Origin of the sequence: Cupriavidus sp. H18C1, assembly GCF_049311595.1 — a bacterium.
Taxonomy (GTDB): domain Bacteria; phylum Pseudomonadota; class Gammaproteobacteria; order Burkholderiales; family Burkholderiaceae; genus Cupriavidus; species Cupriavidus cauae.
This window is the reverse complement of record NZ_CP186008.1, coordinates 2,953,887-2,977,617: the sequence shown is the minus strand read 5'-3', so window position 1 is coordinate 2,977,617 and position 23,731 is coordinate 2,953,887. Positions and strand designations below refer to the sequence as shown.

The window sequence follows — 23,731 nt, the reverse complement described above, 5'->3', positions numbered from 1 at the left end:
CGGACGGTGGCGGCGATGGCCGCCGCCGGCCGATTCGTTGTGCGGGGAGGCGTGCGGGGGATGGGTGCGGGGATGCGTGTAATGCGTACCTGATAGCTGCCGGACCGCCCCTCAGATCGCCACCATCTCGAAGTCTTCCTTGCGGGCGCCGCATTCCGGGCAGGTCCAGTTGATCGGCACATCCTCCCACTTGGTTCCGGGCGGGATGCCGTCTTCGGGCGCGCCGGCGGCTTCATCGTAGATCCATCCGCAAATCAGGCACATCCAGGTCTTGTATTCCATAGGGTGGTGACGTCTCGATTAAAATTCAGCGCAGATGGTACCGAATCGACGCGCGGCGCGCCACCGGCATCCCGGTATTTGGCGCCGATATCGATGGCGATTGACGCGGATTGCAGCCGATCGCAGACGGTTCGCGCGAATTGGCGTCCGCCCGCCTCCCTCCCGGCGGCACCCCCCTCTCCTCCTCCAGGCAGATCACGACATGTCACGAAACCAGCAGCTTTTCGACCGCGCCCAGCAGACCATTCCCGGCGGCGTCAATTCGCCGGTGCGCGCCTTCCGCTCGGTCGGCGGCACGCCGCGCTTCATCGAGCGCGCCGAAGGTCCCTACATGTGGGACGCGGATGGCCAGCGCTATATCGACTACATCGGTTCGTGGGGTCCGATGATCGTCGGCCATGCCCACCCCGAAGTCGTCAGTGCGGTGCAGCGGGTCGCGGCCGGCAGCTTCTCGTTCGGCGCGCCGACCGAGGCCGAGATCGAGATGGCCGAGGAAATCTGCAGGCTGGTGCCGTCGATCGAGCAGGTGCGGCTGGTGTCCTCGGGCACCGAGGCCACCATGAGCGCGCTGCGGCTGGCGCGCGGCTTCACCGGGCGCGACCTGATCATCAAGTTCGAGGGCTGCTATCACGGCCATGCCGACAGCCTGCTGGTCAAGGCCGGCTCGGGCCTGCTGACCTTCGCCGACACCACGCAGAACGCGCCGTCGTCGGCCGGCGTGCCCGCCGACGTCACGCGCCACACGATGGTGCTCGAGTACAACAACGTCGAGCAGCTGGAACAGGCCTTCGCGCGCCACGCCGGCGAGATCGCCGCGGTGATCGTCGAGCCGGTGGCCGGCAACATGAACCTGGTGCGCGCCAGCGATGCCTTCCTGCAGGCGATGCGCCGGCTGTGCAGCGCCGACGGCGCGGTGCTGATCTTCGACGAGGTGATGACCGGCTTTCGCGTCGCGCTGGGCGGCGCGCAGGCGCACTACGGCATCAAGCCCGACATGACCTGCCTGGGCAAGGTGATCGGCGGCGGCATGCCGGCGGCGGCCTTCGGCGGCCGGCGCGACATCATGGCCAAGCTGGCGCCGCTGGGCGGCGTCTACCAGGCCGGCACGCTGTCGGGCAATCCGCTGGCGGTGGCGGCCGGCATGGCGACGCTGAAGCTGATCCAGGCGCCGGGCTTCCACGACCGGCTGGCCGCGCAGACGCGCAAGCTGGCCGATGGCCTGGCCGAGGCCGCGCGCGCCGCGGGCGTGCCGTTCGCCGCGGATGCGATCGGCGGCATGTTCGGGCTGTATTTCCGCGAGGGCGTGCCGGGCAGCTTTGCCGAGGTCACGCAATGCGATACCGCGCGCTTCAACCGCTTCTTCCACGCGATGCTGGACAACGGCGTCTACCTCGCGCCGTCCGCCTTCGAGGCGGGCTTCGTCGGCGCGCAGCACGACGACGCGATCCTCGAGGCGACCTTCGAGGCCGCGCGCCGGGCCTTCGCGGCGCTGTAACGAGGGCAAAGAGGCGCCGCGGCAAGGCGGTGCGGTGAGGCGCTGCAGTGAGGCGGTGCGGTGAGGCCGCGCAGTGGGGCGGTGCAGTGAGCCCTGCAGCAAGGCCGCGCTTCCCGGCGCTGCCTGTCCGCCCGGCACCCTGTCCCAACGCCCGCTCCGTGGATGAATCAAGCGGCCGGTGCGCTACACTGGCGTTCCGATGATCCACGGAGTTTCCGATGCGCGCCTTCCTTTCCTCGTCGCCCACCTTCGCTTCGTCGCGGTCTTCCCTGTTGTCGCTGCGCCCGCTGCGCTGGCTGCTGCTGGCCTGGCTGGCGAGCCTGCTGAGCGCCTGCGGCTACAACGACTTCCAGGCCAAGGACGAAGCCATCAAGGCGGCCTGGGGCGAGGTCGTCAACCAGTACCAGCGCCGCGCCGATCTGATTCCGAACCTGGTCAATACCGTCAAGGGCTACGCCTCGCATGAGCGCGAGACGCTCGAGGCCGTGACCAAGGCCCGCGCCACCGCCACCAGCATCCAGGTCACGCCCGAAACGCTGAACGACCCGCAGGCCTTCCAGCGCTTCCAGCAGGCGCAGGGCGAACTGAGCGGCGCGCTGTCGCGGCTGCTGGCGGTCGCCGAGAACTATCCGCAGCTCAAGGCCGACGCCGCCTTCCGCGACCTGCAATCGCAGCTGGAAGGCACCGAGAACCGCATCACGGTCGCGCGCCAGCGCTATATCGCCGCGGTGCGCGACTACAACGTGCTCGCGCGCAGCTTCCCGACCAATCTGACCGCGATGATCTTCAACTACGAGGTCAAGCCGTCGTTCACGGTCGAGAACGAGAAGGCGATCTCGACGCCGCCGGCGGTCAAGTTCTGAGCCTCGTGCCGATGACCTTCGCCGCCGGACTCCGGCGCCGGCTGCGGGCAGCGCTGGTGCCGATACTGGTACCCACGCTGGTGCCGATGCTGGCATCCCTGCTCGCGCTGGCCATGCTGCTGGGCGCCGCCGGCGCGGCGCGTGCCCAGGGCGACGGCTTCGTCGCGGTGCCGCCGCTGACCCAGCGCGTCACCGATCTGACCGGCACGCTGGCGCCGGCGCAGCGCAGCGCGCTGGAAAACGTGCTGGCCGACTACGAGCGCACGCGCGGCAGCCAGATCTTCGTGCTGATGGTGCCGACCACCGATCCCGAGACCATCGACGCCTACAGCATCCGCGTGGCCGACGCCTGGCGCGCCGGCCGCCAGGGCATCGACGATGGCGTGATCGTGCTGATCGCCAAGGACAATCCGCCCGGTCTGCGCAAGATGCGGCTCGAAGTCGGCCGCGGCGTGCAGGGCTCGCTGACCGACGCGATGTCCAGGCGCATCCTGCAGGACATCATGGCGCCGCATTTCCGCCAGAACGATTTCTATGGCGGCCTGGCCGCCGGCATCTCGGCGATCCAGGCGACCATCGACAAGGAAGCGCTGCCGGGCCCGCAGGCGCGCCGGCAGGCGCAGCAGAGCGGGCTCGCCGACTGGCTGCCGGTGCTGTTTCCGCTGCTGATCATCGCCTTCTTCCTGTTCTCCGCCACGCGCGGACGCCGCCGCCAGATCGTGGTCGGCCGGCGCGGCTGGGATGCCGCCGCGGGCGGCCTCGGCGGGCTGGGAGGACTCGGTGGCCTCGGTGGCGGTTGGGGCCGCCATCATGGCGGCGGGGGTTTCGGTGGCGGCGGCTTTGGCGGCGGTGGCGGCGGGGGCGGCTTTGGCGGTGGAGGCGGCGGCGGCTTCGATGGGGGGCGGCGCCTCCGGCAACTGGTAAGGGAACGACATCATGCCCACCCGTTCACCTTCGCCCCCCTCGCGGACTGCGGCGCGCCCTGCGCCATGCGCTGACCCCGGTATCGTTCGCGCATCGCCACTTCCCGCCCGATGCTCTGGCGCGGCTGCAGCGCGCCGTGCGCGACGGCGAACGCCAGCATCGCGGCGAAGTCCGCGTGGTGATCGAATCGAGCCTGCCGGCGACGCAGGCCTGGGCCGGCGTGACGCCGCGCGATCGCGCCCGCGCGCTGTTCGCGGCGCTCGAGGTCTGGGACACCGCCGACCACACCGGCGTGCTGCTCTATATCAACCTCGCCGATCATGCGGTCGAGTTGCTGGCGGACCGCGGCATCGATGCGCGTGTCGAGCACGAGACCTGGGCCGCGCTGTGCCAGTCGCTGGCACATGGTCTCGCCGGCGATCTGTCGATCGAGCCGGTGCTCGCCACGGTGGCGCAGGTGCACGCGCTGCTGGCCAGACACTTCCCGCAGCACGGCGACGGCAATCCGAACGAGCTCGACGACCGGCCGATTGTGCTGTAGCGCGGGGGCGGTGCCTACCCGCGCTACAGCCATCCCGCCCCCTGCGCTCCTGCGCTCCGGCATCCCTGCCTTCCTGCGCTCCGGCGTTCTGACGTTCCTCCGTCCCTGCGTTCCCGCCCGTTATGCCGCGGCCGCGCCGCGATGCCGCCGCGCGCCCATCCAGTACCAGATCGCCGCCAGCACCTGCAATCCGACCAGCACGGCCCATGCGGCCAGATGCGCGCGCACCGGATAGCGGCCCGCCACCGCCGGCCACAGATCCAGCACCATGCCGATGCCGAGCTGGCAGACAAAGATCGCCAGGAACACCGTCAGCGTCAGCGCGGTGGTCGCGCGCCCGATCATCGCGCCGTCGAACTGGCGCGCCAGCACCGCATAGGTCAGGATGCCGGTCGAGCCGAACACGCCGTAGCCCGACCACAGCAGCCAGGCCGGCAGCGGCGCGCCGGCCATCAGCAGCGCCTGCACCACGATGAACATCGTCATGCCGGCACCCGCAAACACGTAGAGGCTGACGCCGAGCCGCTCCAGATGGCGCGCGGCCCAGCCGGTCACCACGCAGCCGCCCATCATCGCAAAGCCGATCAGCGAGACCAGCCGCGCCGCCTGGGCCGGCTCCACGCCGCCGACATCGCGCAGGAACGCGCCGACCCACAGGCTCTGCACCGCGAGGAACACGCCCTGGTTCAGCAGCGTCAGCGGCACCACGCGCCAGAACGGCGCGCTGCGCAGGATCGCCACGGTGCCGCGCCATTGCGCGCCCAGGCTCTCGCGGGCGCCGGGCCGCGCGGCCTCGGGCGCGCCGAACCACAGCAGCAGCGCCATCGCCAGCGTGACGCCGCCCAATCCCATGCAGACGGCGCGCCAGTCCACCAGCGACAACAGCCAATCGAGCGGCGTACCGACGACCACCGCGCCGAGGCCGCCGATCGCCATCACCAGGCCGTTCAGCAGCGGCATGCGCGACAACGGAAACCACATCGACAGCGCCTGGATCGCGGCGCCGAGGCAGACCGACACGCCGACGCCGATCAGCATCCGCCCCGCCGCCAGCGCCGCCATGCCCTCGCCCAGCGCGAACAGCAGCGTGCCGGCCGCCGCCACCAGCAGCAAGGCGGCCTCGGTGCGGCGCGGACCGAAGCGGTCCAGCAGCAGGCCGGCCGGCAATTGCGCGCAGGCAAAGCCGAGGAAGTAGCAGCTGGTCAGCAGCCCCAGATCGCTGGCCGACAGGCCCAACTCGCGCGACAGATACGGCGCGAAGCCGAAATTGACGCCGCGGTAGACGTAGGAGACGAAGAAGCCGAGCGAGAAGATCGCCAGCACGCGCCAGCGCAGGCCGCTGGCCGCGGCGGGAAGTCCGGAAGGAGAAAGCGTTGCGGTTGTCATGCGCGGATTGTCGGCGCTCCGGAGACGCAGCACCAACGAAGAATTCCCGCCCGGATTGTGAGTAGAATTTGACGGCTGGCGTCCGCTTGTGCCGTTTTCGCCATCTCGATTTCAATCGACCTCGGCTTCGTCCCACTCTGATTTCCTCTTCCCTCGACACCATGGCCCAGGTTCCCCATCTTCCCCCCGCTGCAGGCGCTGCGCGCGCTGGAGGCGGCGGCGCGCCATCGCAGCTTCTCGCGCGCGGCCGAGGAACTCGCGCTGACGCACAGCGCGATCAGCCACCATGTGCGCGCGCTGGAGCAGAGCCTGGGCACCAAGCTGTTCCAGCGGGCCGGCGCCCGCATGCTGCCCACCAGCGTCGGCGCGCGGCTGGCCGAACGGGTGCGCGCCGCGCTCGATGGCCTGCAGCAGGCGCTGAACGAGGCCGGCGGCGAGGGCGAGCAGCCGGCGGTCCGGCTCGAGGTCAGCGTGATGGCTGACCTGGCCAACGCCTGGCTGATCCGGCGGCTGCCGAGCCTGTACGAGGCGATGCCGATGCTGGACGTGCACCTGCGCCTGCATGCCGAGATCCCGCCGCCGGACCCGTATTCGGTCGACGTCGGCATCTGGCACCAGCGCGTCGACCTGCCCGGCTTCGAATGCCACCGGCTGATCGAGGACACCGTGATCGCGGTGGCCAGCCCCGCGCTGCTGGCCCGCTATCCCGGCTTCACGGTGGCCGACCTGCCGCGCCTGCCGATGCTGCGCTTCGCGCTGCGTTCCTGGCGCGACTGGCTCGAGCAGGCCGGCCTGCCGACCCACGAGCCGGAGCGCGGGCCGATCTTCCAGGACGCCGGCATGCTGCTGCAGTCGGCGGTGGCCGGCGTCGGCGTGGCGACGGCGCGCGCGCTGCTGGCCCACGACTACCTGGTCAGCGGCGCGCTGGTCCAGATCGGCCCCACGCGGATTCCGTCGACGCTGCAGTACTGGATGATCTGGCGCGAGGGCCATCCGCACGAAAGTGCGATCCGGCGCATGCACGCGTGGCTGCGGCAGCAGATCGAGGCGTCGCGCCTGCCCGATGCCGGTGCCGCGGAGTGACACAGCGGCGTATCGGCGACGGACGCCGGGTAACCCTTCGGTGTCGCGTTGTTTCAGAACCTGAACACTCTGGCCAGCGCCGGAGCGACCATGCCGTAGGTGCGCCGCCTACGCCAAATGGATGAGGCCGGTCGGCGCGCGCGGCCCGCATGGGCATCGGGCGTCCTTTGCCCGCCCGCGGTGGCCCATGCGCCGGGCCGCCCATCCGGGCGATGCCGGGATGCCGTGGCGCATGCAGGGTTCCGTCTTGCCGTTTCATCGGTGGCACAACGCTGTAAAGCAAATGCAACCATTTGGCACGCCGGCACGGCACGCTGTCACATCGGCGAAAACCCTGCCCGGGCGGTGGTGCCGATGAAGCCATACGTCGCCGGCCCCGCCATCACCGTCCTTTCTCGCCACATTCAACCAAAAGAATAAGAATCGTTCGCCTCATCCTTCGCGACTGATGCACTGGAGTGCATCGCCCCTGAAGCGGCCGCCGTTCCATGTCAGATACATGGTGTTACAAGATTTCGCCGATGTAACAAGTGCGCCGAAATAAACGCAATAAAAATCAACAACTTATCGAGCGTGGCACGCTCGTCGCTGGGTGAATCGTTACAAAAACGCGTGCGGCCTCGCAAGAAGGCACGCCGCAACGCCGGGCGGCAAGGCGGCACCACGACCGCTCCCGCCCGGTGCCACAACACAGGTGATGCGCCACTGGCCACTGGTCATGTTTTGAAGCAGCGGTCAGGCAATGGGAGGTCTGCTCATTGCCTGGGTTGGGGATGGGCATCTTCGCGCGAGCGGAGAACGGGCGACGGGCACGTCTGTCTGGGACGGTCCGCCACCGGCCGGACCGTGGCAGGCGCGGGACGTTTCCCGCGCCTGCCTCGGCAATAAGAAGAATCCGGGGGAATCATCATGAGCGGCGCCATCACCCGCCCGCTGCTGTTCGTATCGCAGCACCACGAGGCCAATCTTTGCCGCTTCCTCAGCCAGCGTGGCTGGAAGCTGCTGTTCGCCGCCAACCCGCACGAGGTCGAAGCGCACCCGCTCGACGAGCAGCCGATCGCCGGCCTGCTCGATCTGGGCAGTGATATCGACGATGCCGAACTGGAGGCGCTCGAACCCTGGTTCGCGCAGCCCAATATCGCGTGGATCGCGATGGTGGACTGCCGCGACCGGCTGACGCCGACCGCGCGCCGGCTGCTGGGGCTGTATTTCATCGACTATCTGACCGCGCCCTTCGAATCGGCGACGCTGGCCCAGGGTCTCGGCCACGCCTGGGGCATGGTCCAGCTGCGCCACGACAGCCTGGCACCCAACGCGCGTGCACTGGGACCGGCCGGCATGGTCGGCGAATGCGAGGCGATGCAGGCGCTGTTCCGCGGTATCGCCAAGGTTGCGCGCTGGGATGCGCCGGTGCTGATCGGCGGTGAATCGGGCACCGGCAAGGAACTGGCCGCGCAGGCGATCCATCGCGCCTCGCCGCGTGCCGCGCAACCCTTCGTCGCGCTGAACTGCGCGGCGATCCCGCCCGCGCTGCTGCAGTCCGAACTGTTCGGCTACGAGCGCGGCGCATTCACCGGCGCGCTCAAGCGCAAGCCGGGCCGCATCGAGCTGGCCCAGGGCGGCACGCTGTTTCTCGACGAGATCGGCGACATGCCGCTCGAGAGCCAGACCAGCCTGCTGCGCTTTCTCGAAACGGGCTGCATCGAGCGCCTGGGCGGCACCGAATCGGTCGCCGTCGATGCGCGCATCGTCTCGGCCACGCACGTCGATCTCGAGGCGGCCGTAGCGGCCGGCCGCTTCCGCCAGGACCTGTATCACCGGCTGTGCGTGCTGCGCATCCGCCAGCCCGCGCTGCGCGAGCGCGGCAGCGACATCGTGCTGCTGGCCGAGCATGTGCTCGGCGAGATCCGGCGGCAGGCACCGGCACGCATCAAGGGCTTCTCGAACTCCGCGATGCGCGCGATGGCCGTGCATCCGTGGCCGGGCAATGTGCGGGAGCTGATCAACCGCATCCGCCATGCCGCGGCGATGTGCGAAGGCGGCGTGATCCGCCCCGCCGATCTGGACCTGCAGCCGCCCGCCGAGACGCATCCCTGCACGCTCGCCGCGGTGCGCGAAGCGGCCGAATGCAACGCGATCCGCGAGGCCCTGCAACGCCATCACGAGCGGCTGATCGACGTCGCGGCCGAACTCGGCGTATCGCGCGTGACGCTGTTCCGGATGATGCGCGACTACAAGCTGCAGGTACGCAGGCAGGACCTCGGGCTGGTGGCGCACGAGAGCTGAGCGCCGGGCGCTCCCACCCATCGCTGCCCGCGCCGCCATCGGAGCCGCCCGCATGCCATCCGCCACCGCGCGGCCGCGCGCCGCCGTCCGCCACACCGGCCTGCGCTACCTGCTGGTCGGCGCCAGCAATTCCGTGCTGGGCTTCGCCGCGATCTGGCTGGCGCTGCGCGGGCTGGACTGGCATCCGGCCGCGGCCAATGCCGCCGGCTATGCGGTCGGCTTTCTGTGGAGCTTCGCGCTGAACCGGCGCTGGACCTTCGCGCATCGCGGCCATGTGCCGGCGAGCCTGTGGCGCTTCGGCGCGGTCTGCGGGCTCGGCTACCTGGCAAACCTGGCGACGGTGCTGGCCCTGTCTAGCGTGCTGGCGCCGCGCAGCCTGCTGGCGCAATCCGGCGGCATGGCCGTCTATACGGGGCTGACGTACCTGGGGGGCGCGCCATTGGGCGTTTCGCGCGGGCGTGCGCTGCGGGCAGCGGGAAGGCGGCGGCCGTGCCGGGTGGATCCCGCGAACGCGCGTGGCCACGGCGCACGCCCCCTTCGTCCTGGCCGTCGCTGCCGGCACGGTCCTGCCCTGGCTTGCGCCCTATCCCCCCGATGATCGATCTGCCGCAGCATGCCGGGCAGGTGGCGGCGCTGCGCGACCTGCTGGCCGGCAACTCGCCATGGCAGCAGGACCTGCGCATCAATCCGTTCACGCCTTTACCTGCTCGGCTATGGCGCGGCGCTGGCGCTGTCGTGGTGGATGCCGGTGGCGGCCGCGCTGAAGCTGCTGCTGTCGCTGGCCTATCTCGCCTGTATCGGCGCCTGCGTCGCGCTGCGCCGGTTGCTTGGAGCCGATGCGCGGCTGGACTGGCTGTTCGTGCCGGGATTCTTCGGCTTCGCCTATGAATGGGGCTTCCTGACCTTCCTGCTGGCGGTGCCGCTCGGCCTGCTGTTCCTGCTGCCCGCATGGCGCCACGCGCGGTCGCCGACGTTGCGTAGCGGCGCGACGATCGTCGCCGGCGGCGCGCTGCTGTTCGTCGCGCATGGGCTCGTCTTCCTGTTCTTCTGCGCGGTGGGCGGCGCCTGCACGCTGGTCGGACTGGTTGGCATCGTCCGCCGTGCCCGCCGCAGCGACGGTGTCCAAGGCGCCCGCTCCTCGCACACGTCGCGCATCGTGCTGCTCGCGCTGATGCCGTACGCGCTGCTGGGCCTGGTCGCGCTGCTGTACGCGTGGCACGCGCAGCGGTTCGACGCCACGCTGGACTACGCGTGGCCCGCAGTCGAATGGCGCTGGGACTGGATGCGCGTGCCGTTGCTGCTGGTCTCGCCCTGGGGCGCGTGGTCGACGCATCTGCCCTTCGCGCTGGCCACGCTGCTGATGCTGACGGCGCCGTGGGCGATGGGCCTGCGGCCGCGTTGGCGTCGACCGCAGGCCTGGCTGCCGCTTGCGGCCGTGCTGCTGGTCTGGCTGTGCGTGCCGCACTACGCGATGCGCACCGCCTTCCTGTTCCAGCGCTTCGGCATCCTGCTGCTGCCGTGCTATGCGCTGCTGTTCGCGGCGCCGACGGGCACGGCAAGGGCGCGCGGCGCGGTACCTGCGCGCTGGTGCGCGGTCGCGCTGTGCGCGGCCTGCGCGCTGCACCTGGGTTGGCAGGCCAGGCGCACGCTGGCCTTTGGCGCGGAGACGCGCGATTTCGACGCGGTACTCGCCGCGGCCGCGCCGGGCCAGCGGGCGCTGATGCTGGTGTTCGATGCCGGCAGCGCGGCCGCCGCGCATCCCGGCGCCTATCAGCACTTCCCGCTGTGGTACCAGGCGCGGCGGCGCGGACTGGTCGACTTCAACTTCGCCTGGTTCCTGCCGCAGATCGTCCGCTATCGCAGCGGCCATGCGCCGCCGCTCGATCCCGCCGACATGCTCGACAACGCGTTCCCAGCCAACTTCGACTGGCACCGCCACGATGCGGGACGCTATCGCTACCTGTTCGTGCGGCGCGCCGGCGCCGCTGCCCGCCGGCTATTTCGCCGCGGCCGATTGCCGCGTGGAACGGCTGCGTACGGCCGGCGAGTGGTCCCTGTACGCCACGCGCGATTGCCCGCCGCCATCCGCGCGGCCCCTTCCCCTAGGAGACCACCATGTCGCCGCAAGCCTATCTCGAAATGGCGCAGACCGAAGCCGATCACTGGTGGTTCCGCGCACGCCGCGACATCGTCGCCGCGGTGCTCGAGCAGCTGGCGCTGCCGCCCGGCGCCGCCATCCTCGAGATCGGCGCCGGCACCGGCGGCAATCTCGACATGCTGGCGCGCTTCGGCACCGTCAGCGGCCTCGAGATGGACGCGATGGCGCGCCGTCTCGCCGTGGCCAAGACCGCGGGCCGCTATGCCATCGCCGACGGCCGCTGCCCCGACGCGATGCCGTACCGCCCGGGCAGCTTCGACCTGGTCTGCCTGCTCGACTGCCTGGAACACATCGCCGACGATGCCGGCGCGCTGCTGGCGGTGCGCTCGCTGCTGCGGCACGGCGGCGCGGCGCTGATCACGGTGCCGGCGCATCCGTGGCTATGGAGCCGGCATGACGTGTTCCTGCACCATCAGCGCCGCTATCGCCGTATGGCGCTGACCACGCGCCTCGGCAACGCGGGGCTGTGCGTGGAAACGGTGAGCTACTTCAACACCGTGCTGTTCCCGCTGGCGGTGGCGGCGCGCTGGCACGACCGGCTGCACGATCTGCTGCACGCGCGCGTGCCGGAGCATGGCGTGCCGGGCGAGGCCGGCGGCTCGACCGGCACGGCGATGCCGCCCGCCCTGCTGAACGCGCTGCTGTACACGCTGTTCCGCAGCGAGCGGCACTGGCTGCGGCACGGCACCTTGCCGTTCGGGGTATCGCTGCTCGCGGTGGCGCGGGCTGTCTGACAACAGGGAACAAGACAGAGCGCCGCGGCATCGCTGCCGCGGCGCCGGATTGCTTGCGATCAGCGCGTTCGACCTCAGCGCGTTCGAGGTCAGCGCGCAAGAGGTCGGTGCGTTAGAGGTCGATGCGTTAGAGGTCGGTGCGTTAGAGGTCAGCGCGTTAGAGGTCAGCGCGTTAGAGGTCAGCGCGTTCGAGGCCAGCGCGCCGCCGAATCAGCGCGTGCGCGCCCGTTGCACCGCCGACAGCTCGATCACGCGGCGGCCGCCGAGTCCCTGCGTCGCCGGCCGCTCCTGGTAGCGCCGGCGCACCAGATAGATCGGACGGCCCTTGGTCTCGTGATAGATGCGGCCGACGTATTCGCCCACCACGCCGACGCCGATCAGCTGCAGCCCGCCGAAGAACAGCAGCGCGCACAGCAGAGAGGCGTAGCCGGGCACGTCGACGCCCAGCCACAGCGTGCGGCCGACGATGAAGCTGCCATAGCAGAAGGCGGCGAAGGCGACGGCCACGCCGATATAGGTCCAGCAGCGCAGCGGCACCGTGCTGAAGCTGGTGATGCCCTCCAGCGCGAAATTCCACAGCCGCCAGCCGGAGAATTTCGACTGCCCGGCGCTGCGCGGTTCGCGCGTGTACGGCAGCGTCACCGTATGGAAGCCTACCCAGGCGAACAGTCCTTTCATGAAGCGGCGCCGCTCCGGCAGGCTCTTCAGCGCGTTGACCACGGCGCGGTCCATCAGCCGGAAGTCGCCGACGTTCTCGGGCAGCCGCAGTTCCGACATGCGGTTGTGCAGCCGGTAGTAGGCACCGGCGGTCACGCGCTTGAGCCACGAATCGCAGGCACGGTCGACGCGCTGGGCCAGCACCACCTCGGCGCCTTCGCGCCAGCGCGCCACCATCTCGCCGATCAGTTCGGGCGGGTCCTGCAGGTCGAAGTCGATCGGCACCACCGCATCGCCGAACGCCTCGTCGATGCCGGCGGTCAGCGCGGCCTCCTTGCCGAAGTTGCGGGTCAGGTCGATCACGCGGATGCGCGCATCGGCGCGTGCCTGCGCCAGCAGCCGCGGCAGCGTGTCGTCGCCGCTGCCGTCGTTGACGCAGACGATCTCGAAACGGATGCCGGGGATCGCTTCGAGTACCGGGATCACGCGCGAAAAGAACGGCACGATGGCATCGCTCTCGTTGTAGCAGGGCGCCACCAGCGACAGCAGGCGCGTATCGCGATGCCACGGCGTCTGGCGATCGTGGCGCGCGGCCCCGGACGACCCGGCCGGCGCGCCGGCGGACCCCTCGGCCGTACCCTCGCCGCCGAGGCCGCCATGGAAGACACCGTGACAGCCCCCCATGAGGGCCGTCATCAGAGCGGACGTGGTTGCCACCGCCGACATTGCCGCCTTTGGGGGCGCCCGCGACGGCGCCCCCGGCGGTTCTCCTCCCTGCCCCCCGTGTCCTCGCGGCGGCGCTGGCTCGCGGCGCCAATCCTGTCATGTCGCGACATGTCCCGTCCCCCCCCGCCCCCCGACGCTGCCCGTATCGGTGTCCGTCCGCCAGGCGCGCCGCAGCACCGCGGCCATGCCCAGCGCGAGCAGCTGCACCCCGCCCTGCCACTGCTGCGCCAGCGCATTGGCGAACATCAGCATCGGCATGCACCACAGCGCGACCAGCAGCAGACGTTCGCCCGGCATCCAGCCACGCCGCACACCCTCCACCGCCAGGCCCGCCACCGCCATGCCGAGCCACGCCAGCTCGTAGTACCAGAGATAGGGCGTGGCCAGCATCGCCGCCAACGCCAGCGCGGCGGTACGCAGGCCGGTGTCGCGATGGCGGCGCCATATGCAGGCCAGCGCGCCGGCCGTCGCCAGCGTCAGCACCGCCTGCATCGCATAGGCCAGCGTCGGCGCGCCGCCGGCGAGCCGCACCGAGGCCAGCAACGTCGGACTGACGTACCAGGCGCGGATGCCTTCCTGAATCAGCAAGTCGGTGACCTGCGCGGTGACCGTCAGGAAGGCCGGCACCGTCTGCCAGCCGAACGCCGCCACGCTTGCCGCGGCCAGCAGTCCCGCGGTGGCCGCCGCGGCCGCCAGCGCGCGCCATTCGCGCCCGGCGATCAATGCGATGGGGAACATCAGCGCCAGCTGCGGCTTGATCGCCAGCAGGCCGATCAGCACGCCGGCCAGCAGCGGCCGGCGCGGCAGCAGCACCAGCGCCCATGCGGCGAGCGCCGCGGTCAGCAGCGCGTTCTGCCCGATGGTCGCCGCCAGGAACAGGCCAGGGAAGCCAAGCAGCGCCATCACGATCGCGCCGCGCGCCGCGCGTGGCGGCGAGGCCAGCGCGGCCAGGCGCAGCAGCCCGGCGACATAGCCGGCCGCGGACAGGCCGATGAAAGCGAAGTAGCTCCATGCGAACGGCAGCAGCGACAGCGGCAGCACGACCCACAGGAAGGTCGGCGGGTAGAGCCACGGCAGATAGAAGCCCGAGTCGGGCGGCACGGCGCCATGCGCGGCGATCACCGGCTGCAGCTGCGCATAGTCGTAGACCGCGAGCGCGCCGGCGCCGCGCAGCAGATGCGAGGCGCTCCAGAACACCGAGAAGTCGGCGCCGGGCCGAACGATGGTATCCACGGTGAAGCCCCGCGTGATCCAGGCCCATGCCGCCAGGACCAGGCATTGGGCCAGCAGCATCGCGCCCGCGTACAGCCGCACGCGCTCCAGCGTCAGCCATTGTCCGTGCGCGGCGGGCAGTGTGGTCGCAATCGAGGCGCGTTCAAGGGTCATGGGTTCGCTCTGAAGGAGATCGGCGCGGCCACGCGGCATCGCGTTGTCCTTGTTCTATCAGACGCGGCCCGCGGCGCAAGGCGCGCCGCCCGACGTGGCCGCGGCGATCGAGGCGATTCGCGCGCCGACGTTTCCGCGCGGAAGCACGGCGCGGCGAACGGCCGCGATTGCCGCTGCGGGCGCGCGCTGGCGCGCCGGTGCGGTGCTCGCGGCCGCGTGGGCATCGTGTCCGTCGGCGTCCCGGGCGTGCGGGCGCGGCCCGATGCCACGCCGCGGGGGGCGTCGACGTTTCAGGCGGGAAACACGGCGCCGGCGCAAACGGACTGCGCCAGGTGGATGGCGATCGCCGCGCAGCGTCGACCCGCGCCTTCGCCGCCCTCGTGCGAAAGGATGAGGCCGGCACCCCGGCACGCCGCCACGTCAATCGCCGCCGCATGACGCATCTCATCCATTGCGGCGAGTGCGCGTCCGATGCCTGCGCCGTATCGCCCCGCCATCGCGCGGCATCGCGTTTCCGCACGGAAACGAGCGACCGTCCAGGACGCTGTCATCGGGCGGCCGATCGGCACCGTGCCTGCCGCAAAGCCTTGCCGCACAACGATTGCGTGCCGGCTGGCAAAGCTCTTGCCTTGATGTGGCCACACGGTCGCCGGCAAAGCGCCGCCGCCCGGGCAGCAGACCCGAATCACGCGGCAGCAGCGCGAGCGCGCCGCAAGCGACAGGACCTCGACCATGCTGACGAACCCGCACCGCCTCACGCAGCCTCCCGCCTCGCGGGGATCGCGGCCGCACCGCGCGCCGCGCTTGCGCTGCATGCATGGCGCCGATGCCTCGTCGCCGCGGCACGCCGCGCCGCGGCATGCGCGGCGCGACCACACGCACCGCCGCGCGCGCCGCCTGGCGCTGAACGGCAACACGGACCATGCGGATCGTCATCGGGATGGCGATCCCGCCGGACATTGCGGCGGCCATGGCCGCTGGCCCTTCGATGCCTGCGCCGCATGCGGGCCGCCGCGCCGACGGCCCGCGTGCCATCGAGCGCGCCATCACGCAGACCCACCAACGCGGCACCGCGCGGCCCCGGCTGCCGACCGCAGCGAATCGACAGAGTAGTGCCCTGCATTCCAACCGAAGGAGAGAGCCATGCAAGACCTGATGCAACAAGCCAGCCAGTTCGTCCAGGACGAAGACGGCGTCACCGCCATCGAGTACGGCCTGATCGCCGCGCTGATCGCCATCGTGATCATTGCCGGCGTCAAGCTGGTCGGGCAGAACCTGAGCACGGTGTTCGACAAGGTCCAGTCCGCGCTGAAGTAAGCGGCGCGAACCGGCCGCCGACGTCCGCGCCGGCGTGACCGGCGCAAGCAATACCCCGCGGGGCCACACGCTGCGGCCCCGCGGGCCCGCGACGACACCAAAGGGAGACACCGATGCGCGCGCTACCGAATGCCATCCGCCGCTTCGCCGACGAAGAGCGAGCCGTCACCAGCATCGAGTACGCGCTGATCGCGATGCTGATCGCGCTGGTGATCATCGTCTCGGTCAAGGCCGTCGGCGAAACCCTGAGCACCATCTTCGACAAGGTCGCGTCGTCGTTCTGAACGACGTACCCATGTCGCATCGAACGACCCGCAGAGAACGACCTGCACCGAACGACCTGCACCGAACGACCCGCATCCAACGACTGGAGCCAGCCATGTATCAATCGCACCTCGCCACGCTGATCGGACCCGCCGCGATGCTGCTGGTGCTGGCCGCGGCCGCGACCGACCTGCACAGCCGCCGCATTCCGAACTGGCTGACCTTCGGCGCCTGGCTGCTGGCGCTGCCGGTGCTGATGGCGACGACCGGCGCGCTCGCCGGCGCGCTGGCGTGGACGGCAGGCTGGCTGACCGGGCTGGCGATGTTCCTGCCGATCTATCTGCTGCGCGGCATGGCCGCCGGCGACGTCAAGCTGATGGCCGCAGTGGGCGCATGGCTGGGCGCGGGCATGGCCTTCGAGATCGCGCTGGCGGCGTTCGTGCTCGGCGGCGCGTGGGCCCTCGCGTGGGCGCTGCTGCGCCGGCGCGGCCGCGAGCTGGGACGCAACATGCTGAACATCCTGCGGGCGCCCGGCGGATGGAATCCGGACCGGGCCAAGCCCGGCGTGCTCGATCCATCGATGTCGGTCGGCGCGATGCCCTACGGCATCGCCATCGCCGCCGGCACGATCGCGATGCTGTTCGCGTCGGCATAGCCGCCATGGCACCCATACCGGCGAACCGGCCCATCGGGCAGGCAACCAGCACAGATCGGGGGATCTCATGATCGAGCAACAGCCGACCACGCCGCTGCACCGGCTGCCGACCGCGGCCAATGCCGGCGACCCTGCACCGGCCGACGCGGCGGAGACCGCGCAGCCGCAGCCCTGGCACGTGGCGCCGCGCACCGTCGCCGATACCGGCATCGACATCACGATGCTGGCGAGCCTGCTGATGAAGGTGGCCTATCTGTACCGCGACGTCACGCTGCTGCGGCTGGCCGAGACGCTGCGCCTGCCGGGCTCCGTAATCGGCGAGATCGCGACCTCGTGCGTGCGCGAACGCCTGCTCGAGATCGCCCATCGCGGCGCCAGCGACCTCGACGTGCGCTACCGGCTCACCGATGCCGGCTACGCGCGCGCCGCCGAATTCGCCGCGCGCTGCAGCTATGCGGGCCCGGCGCCCGTGACGCTGGACGCCTACCTGGAAGCGGTGCGGCGCCATTCGGTGCGCCAGGCCAGCGTGTCGAAGGCGGACGTGGCCGCGGTGCTGGGCGACATGGTGGCGGCGCCGCACGTGATCGACGAGGCCGGCATCGCGCTGAACGCGAGCGCGGCGCTGCTGCTGTACGGCCCGCCCGGCAGCGGCAAGACCTTCCTGGCGCGGCGGCTGCGCGAGCTGATGCCCGGCGCGGTGCCGGTGCCGCACGCGCTGACCGTGGCCGGGGAAATCATCCAGGTATTCGATCCGCTGGTGCACGTGCCCTTCGACGAGGGCGGCAATCCCGGATGGCGGCGCGGCGCCGACCGGCGCTGGACCATCTGCCATCGTCCGGCGGTGCTGACCGGCGGCGAACTGACGCTGGACATGCTGGACCTGCGCTACGACCAGGTCGCGGGCTACTACCAGGCGCCGCCGCACATGAAGGCCAACAACGGCGTCTACATCGTCGACGACCTCGGCCGGCAACTGGTCGGCGTCAGCGAACTGCTGAACCGCTGGATCGTGCCGCTGGACCGCGGCATCGACATGTTCACGCTGCACAGCGGCGTGCGCTTCTCGGTGCCGTTCGATGTGTGGCCGGTGTTCTCGACCAACCTGGAGCCGAGCGCGCTGGGCGACGACGCCTTCCTGCGCCGGCTAGGCAGCAAGCTCTATATCGGCCCGCTGGCCGAGGACGACTACCGCGAGGTCTACGTGCGCGCCGCGCGCGCGCTCGGCCTGCACGGCGCCGACGAGGTGTTCCGCTTCCTGCTCGATGGCCTGCACCTGGCCGACGGAATTCCGCTGCTGGCCTGCATCCCGGGCGACCTGCTCAAGCTCGTCGACTCGGCACGGCGCTACCACGGCGACCCGCCGTGGGTCACCGAGGCAGCGCTGCGGCGGGCGTGGCAGGCGTATTTCGGCCGCGAGGCCGGCGACGGCATGCGCTGGCGCAGCGGCGAGCGAACGGCGCGGCGATAGCAGATCGGACGGACGCCGCGCCGGCAAGGAAACGCGGAAGAACGCAGCGAACGCGCAGGGAACGAGGGAAACGAGGGCGACCTCAGGGAGAGCTTCCATGAAAAACGCACGGGCAATTCTGATGCTTCTGGTCGCACTGGCCGCGGGGGTGGCGGCGGTGATCGCGGCCTCCCGCTGGCTGATGCAGCAGTCGTCGAACTCGGTGGCGCAGGTGGTGGTGGCCGCCAGCGACATCAATCTGGGCCAGCCGATCGGGCCCGAGCAGTTGCGGATGGTCAGCTGGCCCAGCGGCAGCGTGCCGCCCGGCGCCTTCACCAACGCCGCGCTGCTGCAGGGACGCGTGGCCAGGACCAGCGTGCTGCGCGGCGAGCCGCTGCTCGAGGCCAAGCTGGCGCCGCAGGGCACCAAGGGCGGGCTGTCGGCGGTGATCGGCGAGGGCAAGCGCGCGATCACGGTGCGCGTCAACGATGTGGTCGGCGTGGCCGGCTTCGCGCTGCCGGGCAACCTGGTCGACGTGATCGTCAACACCGCGGCCGAGGCCAGGCGCAACGGCGCCGCCAGCGGCAACGGCGAAGCCAGCATCTCGAAGATCGTGCTGGAAAAGATCCTGGTGCTGGCGGTCGCGCAGCAGGTGAGCCGCGACGACACGCAGCCGAAGGTGGTCAATGCGGTGACGCTGGAGGTCACGCCCGAACAGGCCGAGAAGCTCGACGTCGCGCGCAGCGTGGGAACGCTGTCGCTGGTGCTGCGCAATCAGGTGGACCTGGCCGCGGTCGATACCGAAGGCGCGACCAAGACCACGCTGCTCGGCGCACCCGCCGCGGCGCCGGCGCCCGCGCCGCTCAAGCCGGTCAAGGTCAGCGCGCCGGTACGCGCGCGCCCTGCCGCGCCGGCCCGTGCCGGCCACTGCATCGGCGTGCTGTCGGGCGTGCAGGGCAGTGTCGAGTGTTTCTGAGCCGGATCTTTCCAGCCGGGACGGCAGCGGCATGACTGGGCATGCCGCAAATCGAAGGCAGCACGTCGCCGCATCGACGTGCCGCGAATCGGGCAGCACCAATTCTCTCCGGGGGGAGATATGAAAACGAACCACAAGCAGAGGGACCGCGCGCGCACCGCGCGCACGCTGGGCGGCGCGGGCACGGCGTGCCTGGTGCTGGCGCTGGCCGGCGGCGCCGGCGCGCAGACGGCGGCCGAAGCCGGCGCAGTGGCCAGGGGCACCGCGCCCGCGGCCGGCGCCCGCGCGGGCGGCAACGCCAATGCCGGCACCAACGCCAACGCCGGCACCGCCGCCGGCGCGCCGATGCAGATGACGATCAGCATGGCGCCCGCCCGCGCGCCGGTGCCCGCCGCCGATACGCGCGGGCCCAACTGCAGCGGCGCGGTACGCGAGGAAAGCCATGTGGTGGTGCCGATCGGCAAGTCGACGCTGATCCCGCTGCCCGAGCCGGTGCGCAACCGGACCGTGGGCAATCCGGAGATCGTGCAGGCAACCATGGTGTCGCCGCAGACGATGTACGTGCTCGGCCGCAGCCTCGGCACCACCAACATGATCGTGCAGGGACGCAGCGGCGCCTGCAGCGTGATCAATATCGCGGTCAACGTCGATGCCGGCGGGCTGCAGGGCTCGCTGGCGCAGTTGATGCCCACCGAGCGCGGCATCCGCGTCGCCACCGCCGCCGACAACCTGGTGCTGACCGGCAGCGTCTCCAGCGCGCAGGCAGCCCAGCAGGCGGTGGAGATCGCGCGCGCCTATGCCGCCGTCGCGCAGGGCGACAAGGAGGCCAGGAACGGCGGCGTGCTGAACATGCTGAGCGTCGACACGCCACAGCAGGTGATGCTCGAGGTCAAGGTCGCCGAGGTGTCGAAAACCCTGCTGAACCAGCTCGGCTCGCAGCTGAACCTGCAGGGCGGCTTCGGTTCGTGGACCGGCGGCCTGCTGACCTCGCTGCTGACCGGCTCGCGCACCGCGATCTTCGGCAGCAAGGCCAACAACCTGCCGCTCGACATCGCGATCGATGCGCAGAAGAACGACTCGCTGGTCAAGATCCTTGCCGAGCCGAACCTGGTCACGCTGAGCGGCCAGGAAGCGAGCTTCCTCGCCGGCGGCAAGATCTATATCCCGGTGGCGCAGAGCAACGCGGTGGTCGGCGGCGTGCCCACCATCACGCTGCAGGAGGAGGAGTTCGGCGTGGGGCTCAAGTTCACGCCGACCGTGCTGGCCAACGGCCGCATCAACCTGAAGGTCGCGCCGGAGGTGTCGGAGCTCTCGCCCACCGGCGCCACGGTGACCGGGGCGACGCTGACCGGCCAGACCATCCTGCCGGTGATCACCACGCGGCGTGCCTCCACCACCGTGCAGATGCGTGACGGCGAGAGCTTCGCCATCGGCGGGCTGCTGCAGAACAACGCGCGCGGCACGCTGAAGGCGCTGCCGGGGGCGGGCGAGGTGCCGGTGCTCGGCGCGCTGTTCCGCAGCACGTCGTTCCAGCAGGACATGTCCGAACTGGTCTTCATCATCACGCCGCGACTGGTGCAGCCGATGCAGCATGCGGGCGCGCCGCTGCCGACCGACAGCTTCTCGACGCCGAACCCGCTCGAGCTCTATCTGCTCGGCAACATGGAAGGCTCGGCCGGCCAGCGCGCGGCCACCCCGGCCACGACGCCGGCAGGCAGCGCGCCCGCACCGCAGTCGCCGGCACAGCGATCGCCGGCGCCGCAGCCCGCCGCCCCGCAGCCGGCCACGCTGGCGCCGCCGCCGCCGTCGACGCCCGCCTCGCCGTCTCCGGTCCCGCGCACCGCGCTGCCGGTGGGCCGGCCGCTGGGCGAGGCGCCCGCCGCGGCGCTGTCCGCGACACCGGCCACTGCCACTGCCACTGCCACTGCCACTGCCACTGCCACTGCCACTGCCACTGCCACTGCACCGGCGGCGTCAGCGGCGACGCGCGCGGCACGGCCGGCCACGCTGCCGACAACCGCCGCGCGCGAGGAATCGCAGGCCGAACGCATCGCCCGCATCGAGGCCACCGCCTCGCGGCTCGCCAGGGCCCGCGCCGCCGCCCCGGCGGGAAACGACGGCACCGGCGCCACCGGCGGCAAGCCGGCGGCACTGAACTGAGCGCCATCGCAAGGAGAACGCCATGAACCAGCCTTCGCAATCGTCCCGCCTGCGCGCCCGCGGCCTCGCCGCCGCGCTGCTCGCCTCCCTGCTCGCCGCGCCGCTGCTCGCGGCCTGCATCAGCACCACGCCGGTCTGGGACAGCCGCTTCGGGCAGTCGGTCAATGCGGTCAAGCAGGCCCAGATCATCAACCCCAACGCACCGGCCGGCCTGCCTTCGCTGACCGGCGTCGACGGCAAGGCCGCGGTGGCCGCAATGGGGAACTACGACCGCTCGCTGCAACGCCTGGCGCCCGCCGGGGCCTACGGCAACGGCGCCGGCATGCAGGGCGGCATCGGCATGTCGGGCGGCATCGGCACGCGCTGAGCCCGACGGCCCGCCGATGCCGGGGGCGCAAGCCATTTCGCCAAGCCATGGAGGAAGCCATCATGAAGCCGAACACAGCGGGATCGCGCATGCGCCGGCGGGCCGCGACGCGGCAGCGCCAGCAGGGCGCGGTAGCGATCGTCGTCGCGCTCGCGCTGGTGGCGATGGTCGGCTTCCTCGGCCTGGCGCTGGACCTGGGCAAGCTCTACGTGGCCAGGAGCGAACTGCAGAACGGCGCCGATGCCTGCGCACTGGCGGCGGCGCGCGACCTGACCGGCGCCACGCCGCTGGCGGTGTCCGAGGCGGCCGGCATCACCGCCGGCTATCGCAACCTGGCGCTGTTCCAGAGCGAGTCGGTGCAGTTCGCCGCCGACAGCAGCGTGACCTACAGCGACGCGCTGGCCAACCCCTTCTATCCGAAGAGCAGCGTGCCCTATGCGCTGGACACCATCAAATACGTCAAGTGCGCCGCCTCGCGCGCCGGCATCGCCAACTGGTTCGCCCAGGTGCTGAACCTGCTGCCGGGCGGCAACGTGGGGCCGAGCACGGTGTCGTCGTTCGCCGTGGCTACCGTGGGCGCCGCGCAGACGGCGTGCGCGATCCCGGTGTTCATCTGCAAGCCCGACACCATCAGCCCGCCCGAACCGCCCTACACCGTGGGCCAGTGGCTGGTGTCCAAGCTCGACGCGGGCAACAAGGGCGAGTATGGCGGCGGCAATTTCGGCTGGGCGGATCTGGCGGGCGGCAGCGGCACCAAGAGCCTGGCCGAGCAGCTCAAGGGCTCGGGCCAATGCAATCTGCCGGCCCTCGGCACCGAGATCGGCACCACCGGCAACAAGTCGTCGCTGGCGGACGAATGGAACAGCCGCTTCGGCATCGTCAAGGCCGGCAAGGTCGCCGGCGTGCCGGACTTCACCGGCCACGCCTACAACGACACCACCTGGCCGGCCAAGGCCAATGCCTATCCGGACTTCACCGCCAGGCGCAAGACCTTCGCGCCCTACCAGGGCGACAGCATCGCGATGATCGACACCAAGGGATCGCCGTCGAGCACCGCCGCGCATCAGGGCGGCGCCGACCGGCGCATGGTGCTGGCTCCGGTGGTGGACTGCAGCGGCTTCGCGGTGTCCGGCACGCACAAGGCCAGCGTGCTCGAATGGGCCTGCCTGCTGATGATCGAGCCGATGCAATGGGGCGGCAACATCAACTCGGTGCGGCTCGAATATCGCGGCGTGTCGAGCTCGATGGGCAGCCCGTGCGCGACGCAGGGCATCCCCGGCCTCGGCAGCGGACCCGGCCCGCTGGTGCCGGTCCTGGTGCAGTAGCGGCCCGCCACATCGACAAGCGACAGGAGGCCATCGTGAAGACGCCGATCCCCCGCTCCGCTGCCGGCAATGCGGCGCGCCATGGACCGCGCCACAACCTGCGCCGCGGTCCGCGCCGACTGCGCCGCGCCGGCGCACGCGAACGCCAGCGCGGCGTGGCCGCCGTCGAGTTCGCCATCCTATTGATCCCGCTGCTGCTGATGCTGTGCGGCGTCGCCGAATTCGGCCGCGCGATCTACCAGTACGACGCGCTGACCAAGGCCACGCGCGGCGCCACGCGCTACCTGTCGCAGTTCTCGCCCGACGACGCCGGCTACCCCGCCGCGCAGGCCAAATGCCTGGCGGTGCATGGCAATACCGGCTGCACCGGCAGCCCGCTGGTCGGCGGCCTGAGCACGTCGATGGTGGTGATCTGCGACCGCGTCGACGCGAGCGGCTGCCCCGGCATGGCCTTCGCCAACGTCAATACCTACGACAACGGTGCCGGCGCCGGCGTCCCGGCGGGCACCGTCAACCTGGTGGCGGTCAAGATCAGCGGCTTCGCCTACACGCCGATCCAGCCGCTGATCGACGCCAGCGGGCTCGTCTTCTCCGATGTGATCACCGTGATGAGGCAAGTGCTATGAAACCCGCTGTCCGCCCATCCGCGCCGATGGCGTCGCCACACCGGTCGCCACACCGGTCGCCACACCGGTCGCA

At 70.9% G+C, this 23,731-nt stretch carries 22 protein-coding genes and 1 pseudogene; 17 read left to right on the top strand and 6 right to left on the bottom strand.

What is annotated here, in order from left to right:
- Positions 1 to 111: 111 nt before the first annotated feature.
- Positions 112 to 282 (bottom strand): rubredoxin, encoded by a 171-nt coding sequence (locus OJJOAM_RS13805; RefSeq protein WP_006577065.1) that lies wholly within the window; start codon positions 280 to 282, stop codon positions 112 to 114.
- Positions 283 to 484: 202 nt separating this feature from the next.
- Here OJJOAM_RS13805 and hemL point away from each other — a divergent pair, with 202 nt between their 5' ends.
- From hemL to OJJOAM_RS13785, 4 genes and pseudogenes are all read left to right on the top strand, one after another.
- Complete coding sequence (gene hemL, locus OJJOAM_RS13800) at positions 485 to 1,777, top strand: glutamate-1-semialdehyde 2,1-aminomutase (protein ID WP_422648280.1); 1,293 nt, start codon at positions 485 to 487, stop codon at positions 1,775 to 1,777.
- 218 nt (positions 1,778 to 1,995) lie between these two features.
- Entirely contained in the window at positions 1,996 to 2,640 is a 645-nt protein-coding gene (locus tag OJJOAM_RS13795; RefSeq protein WP_149316919.1) for a LemA family protein, read from the top strand.
- A gap of 86 nt (positions 2,641 to 2,726) precedes the next feature.
- Positions 2,727 to 3,564 (top strand): annotated as a pseudogene (locus OJJOAM_RS13790) (TPM domain-containing protein).
- A 46-nt stretch (positions 3,565 to 3,610) separates the two neighbouring features.
- On the top strand, positions 3,611 to 4,105 hold the full coding sequence (locus OJJOAM_RS13785; protein WP_422649597.1) for a TPM domain-containing protein: 495 nt from the start codon (positions 3,611 to 3,613) through the stop codon (positions 4,103 to 4,105).
- Between the two features lie 120 nt (positions 4,106 to 4,225).
- On the opposite strand, the gene OJJOAM_RS13780 is transcribed toward OJJOAM_RS13785, so the two are convergent.
- Positions 4,226 to 5,491 carry an MFS transporter gene (locus OJJOAM_RS13780; RefSeq protein ID WP_422648279.1) on the bottom strand — a complete coding sequence of 422 codons (1,266 nt, stop codon included), beginning with the start codon at positions 5,489 to 5,491 and terminating at the stop codon, positions 4,226 to 4,228.
- Between the two features lie 177 nt (positions 5,492 to 5,668).
- Here OJJOAM_RS13780 and OJJOAM_RS13775 point away from each other — a divergent pair, with 177 nt between their 5' ends.
- From OJJOAM_RS13775 to OJJOAM_RS13765, 3 genes are all read left to right on the top strand, one after another.
- Positions 5,669 to 6,574 (top strand): LysR substrate-binding domain-containing protein, encoded by a 906-nt coding sequence (locus OJJOAM_RS13775; protein WP_422649596.1) that lies wholly within the window; start codon positions 5,669 to 5,671, stop codon positions 6,572 to 6,574.
- A 909-nt stretch (positions 6,575 to 7,483) separates the two neighbouring features.
- A complete protein-coding gene (locus OJJOAM_RS13770) occupies positions 7,484 to 8,860 on the top strand; it encodes a sigma 54-interacting transcriptional regulator (protein ID WP_422648278.1) in 1,377 nt (458 codons plus the stop codon).
- Between the two features lie 52 nt (positions 8,861 to 8,912).
- The gene (locus tag OJJOAM_RS13765; RefSeq protein ID WP_422648277.1) at positions 8,913 to 9,458 is read left to right on the top strand and encodes a GtrA family protein; all 546 of its coding nucleotides are present in this window, start codon (positions 8,913 to 8,915) and stop codon (positions 9,456 to 9,458) included.
- A gap of 93 nt (positions 9,459 to 9,551) precedes the next feature.
- On the opposite strand, the gene OJJOAM_RS13760 is transcribed toward OJJOAM_RS13765, so the two are convergent.
- Positions 9,552 to 10,799, bottom strand: coding sequence for a hypothetical protein (locus tag OJJOAM_RS13760; protein ID WP_422648276.1), 1,248 nt, complete (start codon positions 10,797 to 10,799; stop codon positions 9,552 to 9,554).
- 176 nt (positions 10,800 to 10,975) lie between these two features.
- Between OJJOAM_RS13760 and OJJOAM_RS13755 the strand changes: the two genes are divergently transcribed.
- On the top strand, positions 10,976 to 11,752 hold the full coding sequence (locus OJJOAM_RS13755) for a class I SAM-dependent methyltransferase (protein ID WP_422648275.1): 777 nt from the start codon (positions 10,976 to 10,978) through the stop codon (positions 11,750 to 11,752).
- A gap of 210 nt (positions 11,753 to 11,962) precedes the next feature.
- On the opposite strand, the gene OJJOAM_RS13750 is transcribed toward OJJOAM_RS13755, so the two are convergent.
- The 3 genes from OJJOAM_RS13750 to OJJOAM_RS13740 form a co-directional block, all read right to left on the bottom strand.
- The gene (locus tag OJJOAM_RS13750) at positions 11,963 to 13,105 is read right to left on the bottom strand and encodes a glycosyltransferase family 2 protein (protein ID WP_422648274.1); all 1,143 of its coding nucleotides are present in this window, start codon (positions 13,103 to 13,105) and stop codon (positions 11,963 to 11,965) included.
- Between the two features lie 126 nt (positions 13,106 to 13,231).
- Positions 13,232 to 14,521, bottom strand: a complete 1,290-nt coding sequence (locus tag OJJOAM_RS13745) for a glycosyltransferase family 87 protein (RefSeq protein WP_422648273.1) — start codon at positions 14,519 to 14,521, stop codon at positions 13,232 to 13,234.
- Positions 14,522 to 14,811: 290 nt separating this feature from the next.
- The gene (locus OJJOAM_RS13740; RefSeq protein WP_422648272.1) at positions 14,812 to 15,255 is read right to left on the bottom strand and encodes a hypothetical protein; all 444 of its coding nucleotides are present in this window, start codon (positions 15,253 to 15,255) and stop codon (positions 14,812 to 14,814) included.
- A gap of 409 nt (positions 15,256 to 15,664) precedes the next feature.
- On the opposite strand from OJJOAM_RS13740, the gene OJJOAM_RS13735 reads away from it, so the two are divergent.
- From OJJOAM_RS13735 to OJJOAM_RS13695, 9 genes are all read left to right on the top strand, one after another.
- The gene (locus tag OJJOAM_RS13735) at positions 15,665 to 15,838 is read left to right on the top strand and encodes a Flp family type IVb pilin (protein ID WP_422648271.1); all 174 of its coding nucleotides are present in this window, start codon (positions 15,665 to 15,667) and stop codon (positions 15,836 to 15,838) included.
- Between the two features lie 113 nt (positions 15,839 to 15,951).
- Positions 15,952 to 16,122 (top strand): Flp family type IVb pilin, encoded by a 171-nt coding sequence (locus OJJOAM_RS13730; RefSeq protein WP_422648270.1) that lies wholly within the window; start codon positions 15,952 to 15,954, stop codon positions 16,120 to 16,122.
- Between the two features lie 95 nt (positions 16,123 to 16,217).
- Positions 16,218 to 16,757: an A24 family peptidase gene (locus OJJOAM_RS13725; protein ID WP_422648269.1), complete on the top strand. Its 540-nt coding sequence runs from the start codon at positions 16,218 to 16,220 to the stop codon at positions 16,755 to 16,757.
- A 67-nt stretch (positions 16,758 to 16,824) separates the two neighbouring features.
- A complete protein-coding gene (locus OJJOAM_RS13720) occupies positions 16,825 to 18,225 on the top strand; it encodes an ATP-binding protein (protein ID WP_422648268.1) in 1,401 nt (466 codons plus the stop codon).
- 97 nt (positions 18,226 to 18,322) lie between these two features.
- Complete coding sequence (cpaB, locus tag OJJOAM_RS13715; protein WP_422648267.1) at positions 18,323 to 19,180, top strand: Flp pilus assembly protein CpaB; 858 nt, start codon at positions 18,323 to 18,325, stop codon at positions 19,178 to 19,180.
- Between the two features lie 120 nt (positions 19,181 to 19,300).
- Positions 19,301 to 21,340 (top strand): type II and III secretion system protein family protein, encoded by a 2,040-nt coding sequence (locus OJJOAM_RS13710; RefSeq protein ID WP_422648266.1) that lies wholly within the window; start codon positions 19,301 to 19,303, stop codon positions 21,338 to 21,340.
- A gap of 22 nt (positions 21,341 to 21,362) precedes the next feature.
- Positions 21,363 to 21,707, top strand: coding sequence for a hypothetical protein (locus OJJOAM_RS13705; RefSeq protein WP_422648265.1), 345 nt, complete (start codon positions 21,363 to 21,365; stop codon positions 21,705 to 21,707).
- A 62-nt stretch (positions 21,708 to 21,769) separates the two neighbouring features.
- Entirely contained in the window at positions 21,770 to 23,032 is a 1,263-nt protein-coding gene (locus OJJOAM_RS13700) for a pilus assembly protein TadG-related protein (protein ID WP_422648264.1), read from the top strand.
- Between the two features lie 119 nt (positions 23,033 to 23,151).
- Complete coding sequence (locus OJJOAM_RS13695) at positions 23,152 to 23,658, top strand: TadE/TadG family type IV pilus assembly protein (protein WP_422649595.1); 507 nt, start codon at positions 23,152 to 23,154, stop codon at positions 23,656 to 23,658.
- Positions 23,659 to 23,731 lie beyond the last annotated feature (73 nt).

Excerpts from the sequence above, each read along its gene's own strand:
- OJJOAM_RS13805 (WP_006577065.1), bottom strand. The coding sequence starts at position 282 with ATGGAATACAAGACCTGGATGTGCCTGATTTGCGGATGGATCTACGAT.
- hemL (WP_422648280.1), top strand. The coding sequence starts at position 485 with ATGTCACGAAACCAGCAGCTTTTCGACCGCGCCCAGCAGACCATTCCC.
- OJJOAM_RS13795 (WP_149316919.1), top strand. The coding sequence starts at position 1,996 with ATGCGCGCCTTCCTTTCCTCGTCGCCCACCTTCGCTTCGTCGCGGTCT.
- OJJOAM_RS13780 (WP_422648279.1), bottom strand. The coding sequence starts at position 5,491 with ATGACAACCGCAACGCTTTCTCCTTCCGGACTTCCCGCCGCGGCCAGC.
- OJJOAM_RS13770 (WP_422648278.1), top strand. The coding sequence starts at position 7,484 with ATGAGCGGCGCCATCACCCGCCCGCTGCTGTTCGTATCGCAGCACCAC.
- OJJOAM_RS13765 (WP_422648277.1), top strand. The coding sequence starts at position 8,913 with ATGCCATCCGCCACCGCGCGGCCGCGCGCCGCCGTCCGCCACACCGGC.
- OJJOAM_RS13755 (WP_422648275.1), top strand. The coding sequence starts at position 10,976 with ATGTCGCCGCAAGCCTATCTCGAAATGGCGCAGACCGAAGCCGATCAC.
- OJJOAM_RS13750 (WP_422648274.1), bottom strand. The coding sequence starts at position 13,105 with ATGACGGCCCTCATGGGGGGCTGTCACGGTGTCTTCCATGGCGGCCTC.
- OJJOAM_RS13745 (WP_422648273.1), bottom strand. The coding sequence starts at position 14,521 with ATGACCCTTGAACGCGCCTCGATTGCGACCACACTGCCCGCCGCGCAC.
- OJJOAM_RS13740 (WP_422648272.1), bottom strand. The coding sequence starts at position 15,255 with ATGGTCGAGGTCCTGTCGCTTGCGGCGCGCTCGCGCTGCTGCCGCGTG.
- OJJOAM_RS13735 (WP_422648271.1), top strand. The coding sequence starts at position 15,665 with ATGCAAGACCTGATGCAACAAGCCAGCCAGTTCGTCCAGGACGAAGAC.
- OJJOAM_RS13730 (WP_422648270.1), top strand. The coding sequence starts at position 15,952 with ATGCGCGCGCTACCGAATGCCATCCGCCGCTTCGCCGACGAAGAGCGA.
- OJJOAM_RS13725 (WP_422648269.1), top strand. The coding sequence starts at position 16,218 with ATGTATCAATCGCACCTCGCCACGCTGATCGGACCCGCCGCGATGCTG.
- OJJOAM_RS13720 (WP_422648268.1), top strand. The coding sequence starts at position 16,825 with ATGATCGAGCAACAGCCGACCACGCCGCTGCACCGGCTGCCGACCGCG.
- cpaB (WP_422648267.1), top strand. The coding sequence starts at position 18,323 with ATGAAAAACGCACGGGCAATTCTGATGCTTCTGGTCGCACTGGCCGCG.
- OJJOAM_RS13710 (WP_422648266.1), top strand. The coding sequence starts at position 19,301 with ATGAAAACGAACCACAAGCAGAGGGACCGCGCGCGCACCGCGCGCACG.
- OJJOAM_RS13705 (WP_422648265.1), top strand. The coding sequence starts at position 21,363 with ATGAACCAGCCTTCGCAATCGTCCCGCCTGCGCGCCCGCGGCCTCGCC.
- OJJOAM_RS13700 (WP_422648264.1), top strand. The coding sequence starts at position 21,770 with ATGAAGCCGAACACAGCGGGATCGCGCATGCGCCGGCGGGCCGCGACG.